The organism is Streptomyces sp. JN8 (assembly GCF_055808075.1).
Genome location: NZ_CM147852.1, coordinates 5,797,856 through 5,813,951, shown reverse-complemented (window position 1 = coordinate 5,813,951; position 16,096 = coordinate 5,797,856). Strand labels below are relative to the sequence as shown.

The 16,096-nt window shown below is 73.9% G+C and carries 12 protein-coding genes; 6 read left to right on the top strand and 6 right to left on the bottom strand.

Going from position 1 to position 16,096, the window contains the following annotated elements:
• Positions 1–2,163 carry an acyl-CoA dehydrogenase gene (locus tag ACY0MR_RS25610; RefSeq protein WP_473555593.1) on the bottom strand — a complete coding sequence of 721 codons (2,163 nt, stop codon included), beginning with the start codon at positions 2,161–2,163 and terminating at the stop codon, positions 1–3.
• 343 nt (positions 2,164–2,506) lie between these two features.
• On the opposite strand from ACY0MR_RS25610, the gene ACY0MR_RS25605 reads away from it, so the two are divergent.
• The 3 genes from ACY0MR_RS25605 to ACY0MR_RS25595 all read left to right on the top strand — a co-directional run bounded on the left by ACY0MR_RS25605 (position 2,507) and on the right by ACY0MR_RS25595 (position 4,146).
• A complete protein-coding gene (locus ACY0MR_RS25605) occupies positions 2,507–3,280 on the top strand; it encodes a hypothetical protein (protein WP_473561889.1) in 774 nt (257 codons plus the stop codon).
• 21 nt (positions 3,281–3,301) lie between these two features.
• The gene (locus tag ACY0MR_RS25600; protein ID WP_473555592.1) at positions 3,302–3,619 is read left to right on the top strand and encodes a hypothetical protein; all 318 of its coding nucleotides are present in this window, start codon (positions 3,302–3,304) and stop codon (positions 3,617–3,619) included.
• Positions 3,620–3,741: 122 nt separating this feature from the next.
• Entirely contained in the window at positions 3,742–4,146 is a 405-nt protein-coding gene (locus ACY0MR_RS25595) for a DUF4259 domain-containing protein (RefSeq protein WP_403313061.1), read from the top strand.
• Positions 4,147–4,246: 100 nt separating this feature from the next.
• Here the strand turns inward: ACY0MR_RS25595 and ACY0MR_RS25590 are convergent, their stop codons facing one another.
• The 3 genes from ACY0MR_RS25590 to ACY0MR_RS25580 form a co-directional block, all read right to left on the bottom strand.
• Positions 4,247–4,915 (bottom strand): hypothetical protein, encoded by a 669-nt coding sequence (locus ACY0MR_RS25590; RefSeq protein ID WP_473555589.1) that lies wholly within the window; start codon positions 4,913–4,915, stop codon positions 4,247–4,249.
• Between the two features lie 40 nt (positions 4,916–4,955).
• Complete coding sequence (locus tag ACY0MR_RS25585; RefSeq protein WP_473561887.1) at positions 4,956–9,632, bottom strand: RICIN domain-containing protein; 4,677 nt, start codon at positions 9,630–9,632, stop codon at positions 4,956–4,958.
• Between the two features lie 591 nt (positions 9,633–10,223).
• Positions 10,224–10,598, bottom strand: coding sequence for a winged helix-turn-helix transcriptional regulator (locus ACY0MR_RS25580; RefSeq protein ID WP_473555588.1), 375 nt, complete (start codon positions 10,596–10,598; stop codon positions 10,224–10,226).
• A 140-nt stretch (positions 10,599–10,738) separates the two neighbouring features.
• On the opposite strand from ACY0MR_RS25580, the gene ACY0MR_RS25575 reads away from it, so the two are divergent.
• Positions 10,739–11,614 carry an NAD(P)-dependent oxidoreductase gene (locus ACY0MR_RS25575; RefSeq protein ID WP_473555586.1) on the top strand — a complete coding sequence of 292 codons (876 nt, stop codon included), beginning with the start codon at positions 10,739–10,741 and terminating at the stop codon, positions 11,612–11,614.
• Here the strand turns inward: ACY0MR_RS25575 and ACY0MR_RS25570 are convergent.
• Entirely contained in the window at positions 11,598–12,047 is a 450-nt protein-coding gene (locus tag ACY0MR_RS25570; RefSeq protein ID WP_404080244.1) for a hypothetical protein, read from the bottom strand. The two genes, ACY0MR_RS25575 and ACY0MR_RS25570, sit on opposite strands and share 17 nt — an antisense overlap.
• Positions 12,048–12,221: 174 nt before the next feature.
• On the opposite strand from ACY0MR_RS25570, the gene ACY0MR_RS25565 reads away from it, so the two are divergent.
• Positions 12,222–12,854 carry a class I SAM-dependent methyltransferase gene (locus ACY0MR_RS25565; protein WP_404080247.1) on the top strand — a complete coding sequence of 211 codons (633 nt, stop codon included), beginning with the start codon at positions 12,222–12,224 and terminating at the stop codon, positions 12,852–12,854.
• Positions 12,855–12,925: 71 nt separating this feature from the next.
• On the opposite strand, the gene ACY0MR_RS25560 is transcribed toward ACY0MR_RS25565, so the two are convergent.
• Positions 12,926–14,716 carry a hypothetical protein gene (locus tag ACY0MR_RS25560; RefSeq protein WP_473555583.1) on the bottom strand — a complete coding sequence of 597 codons (1,791 nt, stop codon included), beginning with the start codon at positions 14,714–14,716 and terminating at the stop codon, positions 12,926–12,928.
• A gap of 455 nt (positions 14,717–15,171) precedes the next feature.
• Between ACY0MR_RS25560 and ACY0MR_RS25555 the strand changes: the two genes are divergently transcribed.
• Complete coding sequence (locus ACY0MR_RS25555) at positions 15,172–16,080, top strand: N-acetylmuramoyl-L-alanine amidase (RefSeq protein WP_473555581.1); 909 nt, start codon at positions 15,172–15,174, stop codon at positions 16,078–16,080.
• Positions 16,081–16,096 lie beyond the last annotated feature (16 nt).

Here is a 16,096-nt window from a genome sequence, read left to right as displayed (position 1 = left end):
TCAGTCTCTCGGCAGGCCGAGCAGCCGCTCGGCGACGACATTGAGCTGTACCTGTGTGGTGCCGCCCGCGATGGTGAGGCAGCGGGACATGAGCAGGCCGTGCACGGCCCGTTCGCCGGGGCCCTCGCGTACGGCGCCCCCGGGGCCGAGGAGTTCGAGGGTGAGTTCGGCGAGTCTCTGCTGGTGGAGGGTCTGGACGAGCTTGCGGACGCTGGCGCCCGCGCCCGGTTCGAGGCCGGACACCTGGAGCAGGGTGGTGCGCAGGCCGATGCACGCGAGCGCGTGCGCCTCGGCGAGCAGCGCGCCGATCCGCACCCGCACGGAGTCGTCGGTCCCGTCCGCCCTCGCGATGACGGCCTCCAGGCCGGTGTCGAAGGCGACCTGGTCGGCCATGTGGACGCGTTCGTTGCCGAGGGTGTTGCGGGCGACCCGCCAGCCGTCGTCGACCTCGCCGACGACGGCGTCGGCGGGGAGGATCGCGTCGTCGAACCAGACCTCGTTGAAGAGGGACTCCCCGGTGATCTCCTTGAGCGGGCGTACGTCGATCCCGGGGGTGTTCCGCATGTCGACGAGGAAGTAGGTGAGGCCCTTGTGCTTGGGGGCGGCCGGGTCGGTACGGGCGAGCAGAATGCCGTGGTGGGCCCACTGGGCGGCGCTCGTCCACACCTTCTGCCCGTTGATCCGCCAGCGTCCGTCCTCGGTGCGCTCGGCGCGGGTGCGGAGGGAGGCGAGGTCGGAGCCGGCGCCGGGCTCGGAGAAGAGCTGGCACCAGAGGCGCTCGCCGCGCAGGGTCGGACCGAGGTGCTCCGTCTGCTGGGCCGGCGTGCCGTGGGCGAGGAGCGAGGGGACCACCCAGGTGGCGATGCCGAGCCCGGAGACGGCGATCCCGGCCTCGTCGAGCTCGCGCTGGACGGCGAGCTGCTGGAGGGGGCCGGCGCCGAGTCCGTACGGCTCCGGGAGGTGCGGGGCGGCGTAGCCGGTGGGGGCGAGGGCGCGGCGGGCGGCGGCCGGGTCGAGCCCGGCGGCGGGGGTGACGGCCTCGCGGGCGGCCTCGCGGTACGGGTCGGCCTCGGGCGGCAGGTCGAGGCGGAGGCCGCGGCGGACGCCGGTGGCGGCGTGCCGGACGGCGTCGAGCCGGTGCCGGTCGCCGGTGCCGAGGATCTGGCGGGCGACGAGGGCGCGGCGGAGCAGCAGGTGGGCGTCGTGCTCCCAGGTGAAGCCGGTGCCGCCGAGGATCTGGATGCAGTCCTTGGCGCAGGTGAACGCGGTGTCGAGGGCTGTGGCGGCGGCGAGGGCGGCGGTGAGGGAGCGCGCCTCGTCGTCGCGGGCGCGGGCGGCGTCCCAGCTGAGGGCGCGGGCCTGTTCGAGCCGGACGAGCATGTCGGCGCAGAGGTGTTTGACGCCCTGGAACTGCCCGATGGGCCGCCCGAACTGCTCGCGGGTGCGGGCGTGGGCGGCGGCGGTCTCGACGGCGCGGGCGGCGGTGCCGCAGGCGTCGGCCGCGAAGAGGACGGCGGCGAGGTCGTGGACGAGGGCGGTGTCGAGGGGGAGGGCGCGGGCGGTGGGGACGTGGAGGGCACGGGCGGTGATCTCGGCGGTGGGCCGGGTGGGGTCGGCGCTCTCGTGGGGCCGGACGGCGAGCTCGTCGGTGTCGACGGCGAGCCAGACGGAGCCGTCGGCGGTGGCGGCGCGCAGCAGGACGAGGTCGGCCTGGGCGCCGCCGAGGACCGGGGGCGCGGTGCCGTCGAGGAGGTGGCCGCCGGTGGTGCGGACGGCGGTGAGGGTGCCGGTGCCGCCGAGGGCCACGGCCCCGATCCGCTCCCCGCGCGCGAGTGCGGCGGCGAGCCCGTTCGCGCCGGCCCCGAGGAGCAGTTCGGCGGCGAGTACGGAGGGCAGGTAGGGCCCGGGCAGGAGCGCCCTGGCCGCCTCCTCCACGACGACGGCGAGGTCGCCGAGGTCGCCGCCCCCGCCGCCGTGCTCCTCGGGGAGGTGGACTCCGAGGAGCCCCTGCTCGGCGGCGGCGTCCCAGTACGCGGGGCGGCCGGTGGCGGTGCCGGGGACGTCCAGGTGCTTGCGGACCTCCTCGGGCGGTACGGCGCGGGCGAGCCAGCCCCGGACGGCTCGGGCGAGCTCCCGCTGTTCGTGCGTGATGGCGATGCCCATGCGCGGCAGACTAGAACACGTTCCATTCTGACGGAAGGTCAGATGCGGAGGGGATGTGCGACGGCCTCGCGGACGACGGGCGGGTGCGGGCGGCGGGCGGCGGGGCGGGACGGCGGGCGCGGCCGGCGGGTGGGGCGCCGGGCGCGGACAGATGAGACGGACGGCGGGTGGGGACGGCAGGCGCGGACTCCGGGCACGGACGCGGGCAGGTGGCGCCGACGGCGGGCGCGGACGACGGGTGGGTGCGGGCGGCGGGTGCGGCCGTCGGGACGGGGGCCGGTATCGTGGGGATCTTCGGCCGGCGGGAGCCGTCCGGAGTCCCGATGAGGCCGCCGTGACACCGATGACCACCGCCGACACCCACGCCACCCCCGCGGGTCGCCGACTGGCCCGCGCCCTGGACGGCCTGGCCGTCACCTTCCGCGGCATGATCGCCCGGCAGGACGAAGTCCAGTGCGACTGCCACTGGGGCAGCGAGGAGGAGCTCGCCCTCCTGAAGGTCCCGGACGTGCCGCTCGACCCGGACCTGTTGCACCGCACCTGGACCGCCCCCGACTGGGCCGACCACGGCGCGGTGCTGCGGCGCATCCTGCCCGCCTTCGCCGCCGAGCTGGTCGAGGGCCGCACGACCACCCTGTTCGGCCTGCACGAGGTGGGCCTCTCCCTCGCCCGCGGCCGGTGGCGGCGGTGGCCCGCGCCCCAGGCCGAGGCGGTGCGGGAGTTCCTGCACGCCTGGTGGGCCCACGCCCTGGCCGACCCGGCCCCCGTCCACCCCGTCCACGAGCTGCTGGCCCTGTGCTCGGAGGCGTCCGACACCCTCGGCCCGTGGCTCGCGGTCTGGGAGGCACTCGACGACCCCGTCGCCGACCGGCACCTGGCCGAGGCCGCCGCACACTGGGACTACGACCTGCTCGGCGACGAACTCCCCTGGCCCGCCTGGGAGGAGGAGAACGCCGAGGCGTTCCGCCTCGAACTCGGCGCGTGGCTGGTCCGGCACGCGCCCGCCCGACTCGCCCCGCGGGACGGCCACGAGGACCTGCTCCACCGGATCCGCCTCATCGGCCTGACGGGCCCCGCCCGCTGGGAGGACCCGCACTGGCCGGGCTACCGCTACTGAGCGGGCCGCCCGCAGATCCCCATGACCAACCACCTCCACGCACTGGAGCGCGGTGAGGACGTCGCCGCGTCCCTGGAGAACCTGGAGGCGGCCAGGCAGGCTTATCGGGACAGCTACGCGGAGTCCCAGATGATCGTCCCGGACGTGGTGTCGCGCTCCACCAGCGCGGCGAAGAAGCGCTTGAACGGCGCCTACGGGAAGCTCCGGGCGTACGCGGCGGACCCCGTGACGTACGCGGTGGAACTGGCGACGATGGAGGCGGACCTCCACCAGGACGTCTGGCCCTACGTGGGGGCGATGAAGAAGGCCATGCGCGAGGATCTGGGCGTCGAGGCCTGAGCGGGCCGCCGCACCGACCGGGGTCCGGCCCCAGGAGCCGGGCTCCGGAGGGGCGTTGTCAGTGGTGCCTGCCACTCTGTCGGTACAGCGGAACGACCGCGCACGGAGAGAGCGAGCACGCCATGGGCACCTGGGACATCGGCCCCTTCGACAACGACACCGCCGCCGACTTCTCGTACCGGGTGGACGAGGCCCCGGCGGAGAAGAAGGCGGACGTCCTGCGCACGGCCTTCCGCGAGGTGATCGGGACCGGTGACGCCTACCTGGACGCGGACCTGGCGGACGAGGCGATCGCCTCGGCGGCCCTGCTGGCGGCCCAGTGCCCGGGCGGCGACCCCGTCACCACCTCGTACGCCCCGAAGGACCCCCTGCCGCCCCTCCCGGCCGAGCTCCGCCCGGAGGCCGTGACGGCCCTGGACCGCATCCTCACCGAACCCTCCGAACTCCTGGAGCTCTGGGAGGAGTCGGACGGGGAGGAGTGGAAGGCGGGCGTGCGGAAGCTGCGGGCGGTGCTGGCGGGGGCGTGACGCCGTGCGGGCGTGGCCCCATGGGGGACGAAGAAGCCCCGCCGGGCGGGCCGGCGGGGCTTCGGATTCAGCGCGGTGTCAGCGGGGTCTCAGCGGGGTGTCACTCCGAACGGTCCTCGTCCAGGGCGGTACGCAGAAAGGTGATCAGCCGATCGCCCGGAACCTCCGTCCACTCCGCACCGGGAACCCCGACGCGTACGACGGAGTAGCGCCCCTCGTCCGGCTCCTGCACCAGGACCTGACGGCTCGTGTAGTCCATCGGGTCCACCTGGAGACGGACGGCCCGGTGCGTCATGGTCGGGAAGGCGTTCCGCAGCACCTCGTCCGCGTGGAGGCGGCGCAGCAGGTTCCGCTGCGGCCGGTAGTACGCGGACGACAGGAGGCCCGTCCACTGCGAGGCGGTGGGCTCTCCGGACGCGAGCGCCCCGGTGAACGCGTCGAGGTCCAGGAAGTCGAACCTCGCCTTCAGCGCGTCCAGCGGTACGCCCTCCCGCCACGCGGCGATCGCGTCCACCAGCGTGCCCAGATCGCTCGTACCGCCGATGTCCCAGCCGAAGTCGGGGATGGACGTGCGGAGCCGGAACCGCCGCTCCCCGTCGGCCGTGTCGACCGACAGGTAGCCCCGTCGGGTCTCCATGCCGACGGCCTCGGTGGCGTGGGCCGGCAGGCCGATGTCACGGCCGCGCGCCTCCGCCTCCTGCCGCAGGGCCGCGACGAGGCCGCCCGCCGCGGTCACGTCCGGATACGGGTCCCGCTCGTGGGCTTCCATGTCCACCTCCTCGTCAGGTACGTCAGGTCCCCCGGGTTCGTCAGGATTTGCAATGGCAGTATCCGATGATCGACCCCTTCACCGGAGGCATCTCCCCCTTCAGCACCGACAGGTCCGGCATAGCCGTCGGGGGGACCAGCTCCATCGCCCCGTTCGGCCCCGTCGGCGTGTAGAACTTGATCGAGCTCCACGGCCGCTGGCCGTTGACGAGGGCTCTCGCGATCATGGACATCTCGTAGTCCGTGGCCCTGCCGAACTCGCCGGCGATCAGACCGCGCTGAGCGGCCTCCACGAACGTTCCGTGCTGGCTCAGCCCCGTCATGTTGATGTGCAGGACGACCTTCGGATCGGCGACGGCCTTCTCCACGATCTGGGCGAAGTCACTCGCCTTCGCGACGGAGAAGGTGGCGAACTTGTTCGCCCTGGCCCACTCGTCGAGCGCGCCGCCCCGCTGCCAGCCCAGGGCCACGTTGCAGTTGTGGACGAGGACCGGCGTGGCGCCCGCCAGCACGAAGAACGTGTGCAGGTCGTCGACGGTGAGGTCGTAGACCGTGCGCGGTGCCAGGCCGGAGCGGTCGCGCAGGGCGGTCACCGCGCGGACGGAACCGTCCGGGGTGCGCAGCCGGTCGCCGACGCGCAGGTCGGAGACCAGCGTCCAGCCGCGCTGCACCACGTAGAACTTGTGGCCCGCCGTGCTGGCCAGCCTCCCGCCGTCGGCCACCGTGATGTCCACGAGTCGCCGGGTGTCGTGCACGAAGGTGTCGGTGACCCGCCGGGCCTCCACCCGGCCTGAGTCCGGGTCGGTCGCCTTGACGAGGTCTCCCTCGCCGACCTCGCTGATGGGCCGCCGCGTGCCGTCGGCCATCAGCACCCGGGTGGTTCCGGGGAAGCTGTTCACCTTGCAGGCGGTGTAGAGGGCTTCCTCGGCGTTGACGAGGGCGTTGAGCTTGGCGATGGTCCCGGGGTCGAGGTCGAGGACCTGGAGGGCCTTGAAGGCGTCCCGGATGCCGACGCCAGTCTTCATCGCCGCGTCGAGCGCGCGGATTCCCTCGAAGACCTTGCCGAAGGCCTTGCCGGGGATGAAGTTGCTCGCCGCCCAGGCGCAGCCGCTGATGCTGCCGTGCCAGCAGTCGACGAAGTCCTGGACGAGGACGGCCTTGATGAGCTTGTAGGTGAGCGTCTCCTGGATGAGCTCCAGCTTGCTGAAGTACCGGGTGACGTCCTTCTTCAGACCCGGGATCCGCTTGCTCTCGATCAGCAGGGTGTCCGCCCGCGGGCAGCTGCCCGCTCCGGTGGTCATCTGGGGGTCGGTGCAGAGGAAGAAGTCGACCACCGCGCTGAAGGTGACCGTGAAGGTGGTCGTGCAGCCCTCGAAGCCGATGGTGATCACGCACGGCTCGTGCTGCTTGGCGTCGGTGATCTCGACGCTGTCCTCGTCGACGACGTACCACGTGCCGCCGACCCCGGTGCCCGCACCGGTCGAGACCTGCTGGTTCGCGGAGTTGCGCAGGGCCTCGTCGACGGCCTTCTGAGCTTCCTCGGCGAACTTGAGCGCGTCCTTGGCGGCCTCCTCGGCCTCGGTGGCGGCGGTGGCGGCGCGGTCGGCGGCGGCGCGGGCGTCCTTGGCGGATTCCTCGGCCGCCGCGGCTGCCTGGCGGGCGGCCTGGGCGTCGAGGGCCGCCTGGTCGGCGGAGTCCCGGGCCTGCGCGGCGTAGCCCTCGGCGCGTCCGGCGGCCTTGTCGGCGGCGGCGGCGTCCTCGGCGGCCTTGCGGTCGTACTCGACGGTGCGGGCCAGCGACTGGGTGGCCTTCGCGGCGGCCGCCGCGGCGTCTGCCGCGTAGCCGAGGGCCTCCTTGGAGTAGCCGCGGGCGGTCGCCGCGTGTCCGGCGGCGGTGGCCGCGTGCTGGTGGGCGATCTTCGCGTCGCCGACGGCCTGGTCGGCGATGCTCTTGGCGGCCACCGCCTCCGCCTGGGCGTTCTTGGCGTGGGCGTCCGCGACGGCCTTCTGCTGGTCGGCGATCGTCTTGGAGCCCTGGCCCGTCAGGACGACGAGCCCGGCGGCCGAGTCGGTGGCGGCGTAGGGCGAGCCGAGCTGGATCGCGTCGTTGGCCGGCTTGGCGACCTGGAGGGCGGCGTTGCCCGCGTCCACGGCGGCCTGGGCCGTGACGTACGCGAAGCCGGCGGCCTTCGCGGAGGCGGCGAGGGCTTTCGCGGCCTCCTTGCTCGCCGCGTCCGCCTCGGCCTTGGCGGCCTTGGCCGACTTCTCAGCCTCCTCCGCCAGCCTGACGGCCGTCGCCGCCTCCGCGGCCGCGTGCTCGGAGGCGTCGATGGCGTCGGCCGCCGCGCTGGTCGCGGTCTTCACCGCGGCGTCGGCCCTCAGCTTGGCGGCCTGCGCGGCGTCCGCGTGGGCACGGGACCGCTTGGCGGCCGCCTCGGCGCGGCTGGCCGCGGCGTCCGCCTCGGCCGCCGCCTCGCTCGCGGCGTTCGCGGCGGTACGGGCCCGGCCCGCGGCGGCCTCGGCGTTGTCCGCGTAGGTGTCGGCCGCGTCCGCCGCCGCCCTGGACTCCTGGGCGTTCTCGTCGGCGTCGTGGGCCTCGGCGAACGCCTTCTTGGCGTCCGCCTTGGCGCGGGCCGCGTCCGCCTTCTGCGCGGCGTCCCACGCGTCGGCGTTGAGGTCGCGGGCGTTGTCGCGGGCCTTGACCGCGTCGTTCTTGCGGGCGACCGCGGTGGCCTCGGCGGCTTCGGCGTTCTCCTTGGCCGTCTGGGCGTTGGCCGCTTCGTTCTGGGCGGTCTGCTTGTGCTGGGCCGCTTCGTTCTGCTTCGCGGCGGCCGTGTCCTTCTCCGCCTTCGCCGTGGCCTCCTCGGCCTCGGCCGCGAGCCGCTTGGCGTGTGCGTCGGCGGCGGCCGCCTTCGCGTCGCCCTCGGCCTTCAGCGCGAGGGCCAGCTTGGCCTCGGCGGTCTCCTTGTCCTTCTTCGCGTTGTCGCGGTGCAGCTTGGCGCCGTCGGACGCGGCCTTCGCCTGCTCCGAGGCGATGCGCGCGGCCTCCTTGCGGAACTCGGCGTTGACCTGCGCGGTCTGCGCGAGCGCGCGCTGCGTGATCGTCGCGCTGTCGCCCGCGGCGGCCCGGGTGGCGGCCTCGGCGGTCTCGCCGGCCTTCGCCATCGCCGTCAGCGCCGCGACGGCGCCCTTGGTGACCTGGGCCTTCTGCTGGCCGACCAGGAGACCGCGGCCGCGCGGGGCGCCGGCGGCGTCCGCGATGCCGTACGCGGCCTGCACGGCCGTGTCGGAGGCGGTCGCCGAGGTCTTGGCCTTCTCCAGCTGGGCCTTGACCGTCGCGAGGTGGGTCTTCGCCGCCGCGCGGGCGTCGGCGAGGCCCTTGGTCGCGGCGTCGAACTGCGCCTTGGCCGGGTACGGGGTGCTGCCCGCGCCCTTCTTCCCGTTGGGCTTGATCAGGTACTTCTGCGCGCTGGTGTCCTTGCAGTCGAACAGCCGGGCGTCGGTGCCGACGGTGAAGGCGCTCAGGTCCAGGCACTTGCCGGTGCTGACGCTGCGCAGGGTGGAGGGGGCGCGGACGTCCGCCTTCCACGACTGGCCCTTGGTGCTGTAGCAGTCCGTGATCTGGATCTTCGTACCGTTGGCCGAGGCGTTCCCCGCCACGTCGAGGCACTTGAACGAGCCGGTGTTGCGGAGGTGGAGGTCCTCCTCACCGCCTTCGAGCGACCACTCCTGCGAGGCGCTGCCGTTGCAGGTGTAGATCTGGACCGGTGTGCCGTTGGTCTTGCCGCCGCCCTGGACGTCCAGGCAGGTGCCCTTCGCCCCGGGGACCTCGATCACCGTGTAGCCGTTGCCGATCCAGCCGACGCCGCCGGGCGTCCAGTGGTCCTGCCAGCGGGTGTAGTAGTCGGCGAGCCAGGACTGGCCGACGAGCAGGCTGAGGGCGTACGCGCCGTCCTGCAGCGCCTTCGCGGCGTCCTTGCCGGCCGTCAGGATCTGCTGCCGCTGGGTGGTCTGACCGGCTATCTCCTGCTGCCACTCGGACGCGGCCTGGGCGACCTGCTTGCCGAGGACCCGGTTCGGGTCGATCGGATCGTGCCAGCCGCAGGCCCCGAAGCGGGCCTTGAGGTCCTCGACCGCGATGCGGAACTCCGGGGTGCCCGGCTCGGCGGCGGTACGGGGGAAGCCGCCGGAGCCGAGGAAGATCCGGGCGTCGTCGGCGAACACCCGGGGCACGAAGAGCTGGTTGGGCTCGACCTTCCCCGAGTTCTTCTTCCACAGCGCCCACGCCTCCCGCTCCTTCGGCGTCCCGCCGGAGGTGTAGAGCGGGTCGCCGATCGCCAGCGCGGCGGCCTTCGTCTTGTCGTCGGCCGTCGGGGAGGAGTCGTAGAAGGGGTTGAACAGGTTGAGCGGGTTGGAGAATCCCTGGTACAGCCAGGGGAGCAGCCCGGTCTGGTCGAAGATCTTGCCCGGGTCCTTCGGGGCGTTGGGGTACGAGTCGAGGCTGGCGGCGCTGTTCCAGGCATACCCCTGCTTCTGGACCTTGTCGAGCCACTGGTCGGTGAGCGCCTGGTCGGCGTTCCAGGCCGCGTGCAGCGGGGTCTTGTCGTCGTACATGTTCCGGACGAGCTTCGTGTGAAGCTGGTCGGGCGGCAGCGTGAGCGCGTTCTGCGCGAGGGCGTACAGGTTGGGTCCGCCCATGCGCAGGGCCTCGGTGCCCATGCACTGGTCCTCGCGCAGCCGCTCGGCCGCCTTGACGTCGTAGCCGTCGTAGGAGTCGGCGGTCGCGGCGGCGGTCTGCGCGTTCTGCAGGGCCGGTTCGGGCCGGACGGCCGTTCCCCCGAGAACGGCCAGGGCGACGGCGGACGTGACCGCCGTCGTGAGAGAGGTGGACAAGCGTGATCGAGAGGTGAACAACCCCGGTCTGAACCGCAAGGAAGGCGTCCTTCACAGCGAACGAGGGCAGGCAGGGGGTAGGCCCCGGGCGTTGTGCGACGACGAGTCGGCGTCGCGGCGATGGCGATGCCGCGTCTTCCCCCGTGGCGGTGGTGTCCCCCCGACCGCCGATGACGTGCGCGTGCCACGCCGGGATGGTCGGTCCCGGACACGCGCGGCGCTACTTAACCCCGGGTAAACAACGCTCGGCAAGCGCCGACCCGGGGCTCCGGAAGGCGGAGAGGGAAATCCGCTTGCCGGTTCTCCTCAGTCTCCACGCGAGCGATCGACGAGGTCAGGTGCGGTGCGGCCGGTGTGAGAGACCTGTGAAGAACGGGGCGAAAGGGCAGCTATTTACAGCCATTGAATGGCCGACTATCACTGCTCCCCTGACTCGCTGACGACGGGGACCCTCTCCGCGCCGATCTCCCGGATCCGCTCGCCGCCCCACTTCCCCAGCGGCGCCAGCGCGGCGTTGAGGGAGACGCCTCGTTCCGTCAGGGAGTACTCGACCTTCGGCGGCACCTCCGCGTACACCTCGCGGCGGACGAGGCCGTCCTCCTCCATCTGCCGCAGATGCTGGACCAGCATCTTCTCGCTGACGCCCGGCAGCCCCCGCCGGAGCTGGGCGAACCGCCGCACCCCGTGGTGGTGCAGCTCCCACAGGATCAGCACCTTCCACTTCCCGGACACCACGTCCATCGCCGCGTCGATGCCGCAGAAGTACGGGCCGCTCCGTGCCGATGCCGCCATCCGCCCCTCCTCGAACCGCGCACCGCCGAGGGGTGCTCACCCCCGGGTGCGTACCCCACTGTTTAGTCCGTACTGGTCAACCTCCGCGGCGGCGAAGAGCATTCCCTCACAGGTCACGAACACGAGGGAGAGCCCGAGAGATGACGACCGACGACAGCGTCCAGGTGAGCGTGCTGGGCCTGGGAGCGATGGGGAGCGCGCTGGCCGCCGCCCTGGTGAAGGCAGGACACCCGACCACCGTCTGGAACCGGACCCCGGGCCGGGCCGACGGCCTCCTCGCCCTCGGCGCCACCCCGGCCGGCACCGCCGCCGACGCCGTCCGCGCGAGCGGACTGGTGATCGCCTGCCTCCTCGACCACGCGTCCGTCCACGACGTGCTCGACCCGCTCGCCGGCGACCTCGCCGGACGCACCCTGATCAACCTCACCACCACCTCCCCCGCCCAGTCACGGGAGTCGGCCGCCTGGGCCGCCCGCGCCGGCGTCACGTACCTGGACGGCGGCATCATGGCCGTGCCGCACATGATCGGCCGGCCCGGGGCTTCGGTCCTCTACAGCGGGTCGGCCGAGGCCTTCGACCGGCACAAGCCGCTGCTGGACCTGTGGGGAACCAGCACCTACCACGGCGACGACGCCGGTCTCGCACCCCTGTACGACCTCGCGCTGCTCGCCGGCATGTACGTCATGTTCGCCGGCTTCGTCCACGGCGCCGCCATGGTCGCCCCGGCCGGCATCACCGCCCGCGAGTTCGCGGCCTCGGCGGCCCCGTGGCTGTCCGCCATGACCGGCGGCCTCGCGGGCTTCGCCGAGGTGATCGACGGCGGGGACTACACCGTCGCGGGCCAGCAGAGCCTCGAGTTCTCCCATCTCGGCGACCTCCAGGCCGCCAGTGCCGAGCAGGGCGTCAGCACCGAGGTGCTCGACGTGGTGCAGGGGCTCATCCAGCGTCAGATCGACGCGGGCCACGGAGCGGAGGGCTTCGCCCGCATCTTCGAGAGCCTCAGGCGCCCCGCCTGACGGCCGCCGCCCGCCGCGATCCCCGTACGGCGAGGACGACGCTCGCCACGGTCGCGGCGACGGCGGTGACCGCCAGGACGAGGAGCCCGGGATTCACCCACCACGGGACGACCTCGATGCCGTGGCACACCAGGCTCACGGGCAGCGCGCTGCTGGAGTCCGGGGAGTCCATGATCCCCACGCCGAACCAGCACGCGTCCTCCGGCTGGAGGAACGGCATGTACGAGAGGCCGTACAGGTGCACCGCGCCCCCCGCGAGGTAGGCGAGCCCCGCGACCCAGGCGGCCTTCCTCGCGGGCGTGCGCCGGGGCCGGGGCGGCCGGAGCGGCGGCGGTCCGTCACCACGGCGGGCCCGGACGAGCCCGACGTACGTGATCCCCGCCCAGGCGGGCAGCGCGACGGCGAGGATCACGATTCCTACGAGGGTCACCACGGCCGGCGCCCGCTCCCACGTCCCACGACGTCCCTCCCTCGCAGCCCGGTTGGACTCCGCCGCATCCTCCACGGAGTCGGAGGGCACCCGCAAGCGGGTCCGAGGTGCGACGTGCGGCGGGCGCGTAGGGCACGATGGGCGCCGTCAGTCGCGTACCCGCCAGTAGGAGTCACCATGTCCGAGCCCGCGCCCGAGATCCTTGCCGCCTTCGAGGCCGCGAAGGGCTTCATGCCCGTCGGGGAGGGGCTCGCCCTGTACGCGGCGGCCGCCGAGGCCGCGAAGCTCGGGCTGCCGCTGCTGGAGGTCGGCACGTACTGCGGGCGCTCCACGATCCTGCTGGCCGACGTGGCGCGGCGGGCGGGGACCGTCGCGGTGACCGTGGACCACCACCGGGGCAGCGAGGAGCAGCAGCCGGGGTGGGAGTACCACGACGAGACGGTGGTCGACCCCGAGGTGGGGCTCATGGACACCCTGCCGACGTTCCGGCGGACGCTGCGCAAGGCGGGTCTCGAGGAGCATGTGATCGCCGTCGTCGGGCGGTCGCCGCAGGTCGCGAAGGTGTGGGGCGGAGAGCTCGGGTTCGTGTTCGTCGACGGCGGGCACACCGACGAGCACGCCGTGAACGACTACGAGGGCTGGGCCCCGAAGGTCGTGCCCGGGGGTCTGCTCGTCATCCACGACGTCTTCCCGAACCCGGAGGACGGGGGCCAGGCCCCGTACCGGATCTACCTCCGGGCGCTGGAGTCGGGGGACTTCGAGGAGGTCTCGGTCACGGACTCGCTGCGGGTCCTGCGCCGCCGGGGCTGAGGACGGTCCGGCGGCCGTCCCCTGGGAGGGGACGGCCGCCGGTCGTGCCTCGCCGCGGTCCGGGCGCCGGGTCAGAAACCCGACGTCACGTACAGGCAGTTGGTGTAGCTGTAGCCCGGTTCGATCTTCGCCTTGCTCGACTTGGTGTCGCCGGCCGTGGACGTCCCGGTGGAGGCCCGCTTCTGGAGGAAGTGGTAGTCGCCGGCCGGCAGCAGCAGGGTCGCCTTCGGGTACTTCGAGGACGGTCCGGTGCAGGCCTTGATCTTCTTGGCCCCCGCGAAGATCGGGTTGGGGTACTTGGTGCAGGTGCCGCACGCCGTGAGGGTGATCCTGCCGGTCATCGGGCCGGTGTAGAGGAGCTCGACCTCGCCCGGACCGTCGTTGCTGACCACCATCACCATCCGCGCGCCGCCGGGCACGTCGCCCGAGGGCAGCCTGGCGCCCGCCGCGGGCTCCTCGTCGGCGATCTCGGCGGCGATGGCGACGGCGCGGGCCTGCGCGGCCTGCGGGCTGCTCGGGTACTCCTTCGCGTAGGCGGTCATCGTGTCGCGCGCGGCGTCGAAGTCCTTGTCCTTGAACTGGTCGGTGCCGCAGGCGAAGTCGCCCTTCTGGAGCGCCGCTCCGGCCTGGTCCGCGACGCCTTCGAGCGACGGGTCCGACATGCCGTCGAGGGAGGCGTCGATGACGCGCAGCTCCGCCGTGGTGTCACAGGGGTCGCCGCCCGCGAGGGCGTCCGTCCGGGTCTTGATCGAGGCCTCGAAGGCCGGCGCGACCTTGGGGGCGTACGCCGACTTCGGGAAGGTGTTGAGCAGTTCGTTGAAGCTCTCCCGGGGGTCCGGCTCGTAGGTCGCGTCGCCGATGCCCGCCGCCCCGCACTCGTAGAGGGAGTGGGCCAGCGGTTCGTCGGTCTTGGCGGGCCGGGTGCCCAGCAGGTCCTTGTCGACGGAGCCCTGGAGCCCCCGCAGATAGCCGAGGCGCGGGACGGCGTCGCAGTAGGACTTGGCGGCGTACGGGGCGGAGACCGTCGCGTAGAAGGTGTCGAGGCGCGCGGGGACGAGCTTCCCGGCCCGCGATCCGGCGTGCCGCGTGCCGAGGTCCTCGTACGTGTCGAGCGCCTTGCCGAGGGTGGGCTCGGCCTTGTCGAAGGCGAGGCCGTCGGCCGACTTCACGAGCGCGTCGGCGGCGGCGAGGCGGTCGAGGAGGGCCTGCTGCCTCGCCTCGTCGCGGGCCGCGCCGTAGGCGAGCGAGCCGCCCGCGGGCACGGCGAGCAGCACCAGGGCCAGCGGCAGGGCGAGCCGGCGGAAGGACGGGCCGACCCGGAGGGTCGCGCGCAGGCCGCGGCGGGCTCCGTCGGCGGCGGCCAGGAGGAGGAAGACGCCGTAGCCGACGAGGAGGCCGACGGGCACGCCGTCGACGTCGGCCGGGAGGGCGAGGAAGAGCAGGACCGCGGTGGCGATCCAGCAGACCGCGGCACCGATCCAGTGGCGCAGGAGGACGTAGCCGAGGCCCAGGCAGGAGAGGTTGAGCAGGCCGATCAGGGCGGCCTGGGCGCCGTTGGCCTCGCCGGGCGGCTGCGCGGGCGGCGGCGGACCGTACCCGGGCGGGCCGTACCCGGGCGGCGGCCCGTACCCGGGCGGGGCGGCGGGCGGCGGCGGGGGCGTCCCGGCACCGGCCCAGCCGGGGGCGGTGGCGGGACCGGCGGCGGGCGCGGGGCCTGATCCGGGCCCGGTACCGGAGGCCTCGGGGCCGGGGACCTGGCCGGGGCCGGCGGCCTCGGGGCCGGGCCGGGCCGCCGCGCTCGCGGGCGGCTCGGTCGGCGGCCCGAAGCCCGCGGGCCGCGCCTCCCACGGCGCGGGGGCCACGGGCGCGGGCCCGCCCGGCGCGGGGGCCGCAGGCGGTGCGGGCGGTGCGCCCGGGGCCGGGACAGGCCGGTCCGGGATGGTTCGGTCCGGGGCGGGCCGGTCCGCGGCCGCGGACCGCAGCATCCGCGTCGACGAGTCGAGCGTGCCGTCCTGCCCGGCGCCGCCCGGCGGACCGGCCGTCCCGGGCGGGTTCGCCCGGTCGGCGTGGTCCGCCCGGTTCGGTGCGCCCGGTGTGACGTCCCGCACAGGACGGTCGGACGGCTCGGGACGCGCGTCGTTCGGTTCTTCCCCCACCACGGTTCCCCTCGTGGTCCATGCGCGGTGACACCCCACCGCCGCCTCTTGCACTTACCCTTCACGGTCCGCTCACACGCGTCCACCGTTCCGTGAAGCGGTGACCAAGCTGCGACGTACCGCTGCGGGTTTCCGCCCCGCGCAGGGCCTAGAGTCGCCGGGTGCCGTACGACCACCGGAAGACCCCCCGCCGCATCCGCACCCTGCTGCGCGGCCCCGCGCTCGCCCTCGCGGCCGCGGGCTGCTGCGCCGCGCTCGCGGGCTGCGGGGCCTCGCAGGCCTCCCCCTCGGACGGGAGGTCCACGCGGGGCGCGGAGGCCGCCCCCACCACCGCCGCGCCGTCCGGCCGGCCGGACGGCGCGGGCGCCCCCTCGGCCTCCCCCGGCGCCGCCGGATCCTCCCTCGCCGGGCGGACCGTCGTCCTCGACCCGGGCCACAACCCGGGCAATTTCCAGCATTCCCAGGAGATCAACCAGAAGGTGAACATCGGGACGAACCGCAAGGAGTGCGACACCACCGGCACCTCCACGAACGCGGGATACACCGAGGCCGCCTTCACCCTCGACGTCACCCACCGGCTGCGGGACCTCCTCACGGCGCGCGGCGCCGAGGTGGTCCTCACCCATGACGCGGACCGCCCCTGGGGCCCGTGCGTCGACGAGCGGGCGCGGATCGGCAACGCGGCCCGCGCCGACGCCGTGGTCTCCGTCCACGCGGACGGCTCCGCCGTCGGCCACCGCGGCTTCCACGTCATCCTGCCCGCACGCGTACGCGAGGGGGCGGCCGACACCGCGAAGATCGTCGGCCCGTCCCGCGAGCTCGGCGAGCGGATCGCCGACCGCTTCGCCCGCGCCACCGGAACGGCCCCCGCCAACTACCTGGGTTCCGGTACGGGGTTGGACGTCCGCGACGATCTCGGCGGACTCAATCTCTCAACCGTCCCCAAGGTCTTCGTCGAATGCGGCAATATGCGTGATCCGAAGGACGCGGCGCTGCTCACGTCGGCGGCCTGGCGGCAGAAGGCCGCCCAGGGCATGGCCGACGGCATCGCCACCTACCTCCGGGGGTAGAACCCGCGGGCGATAG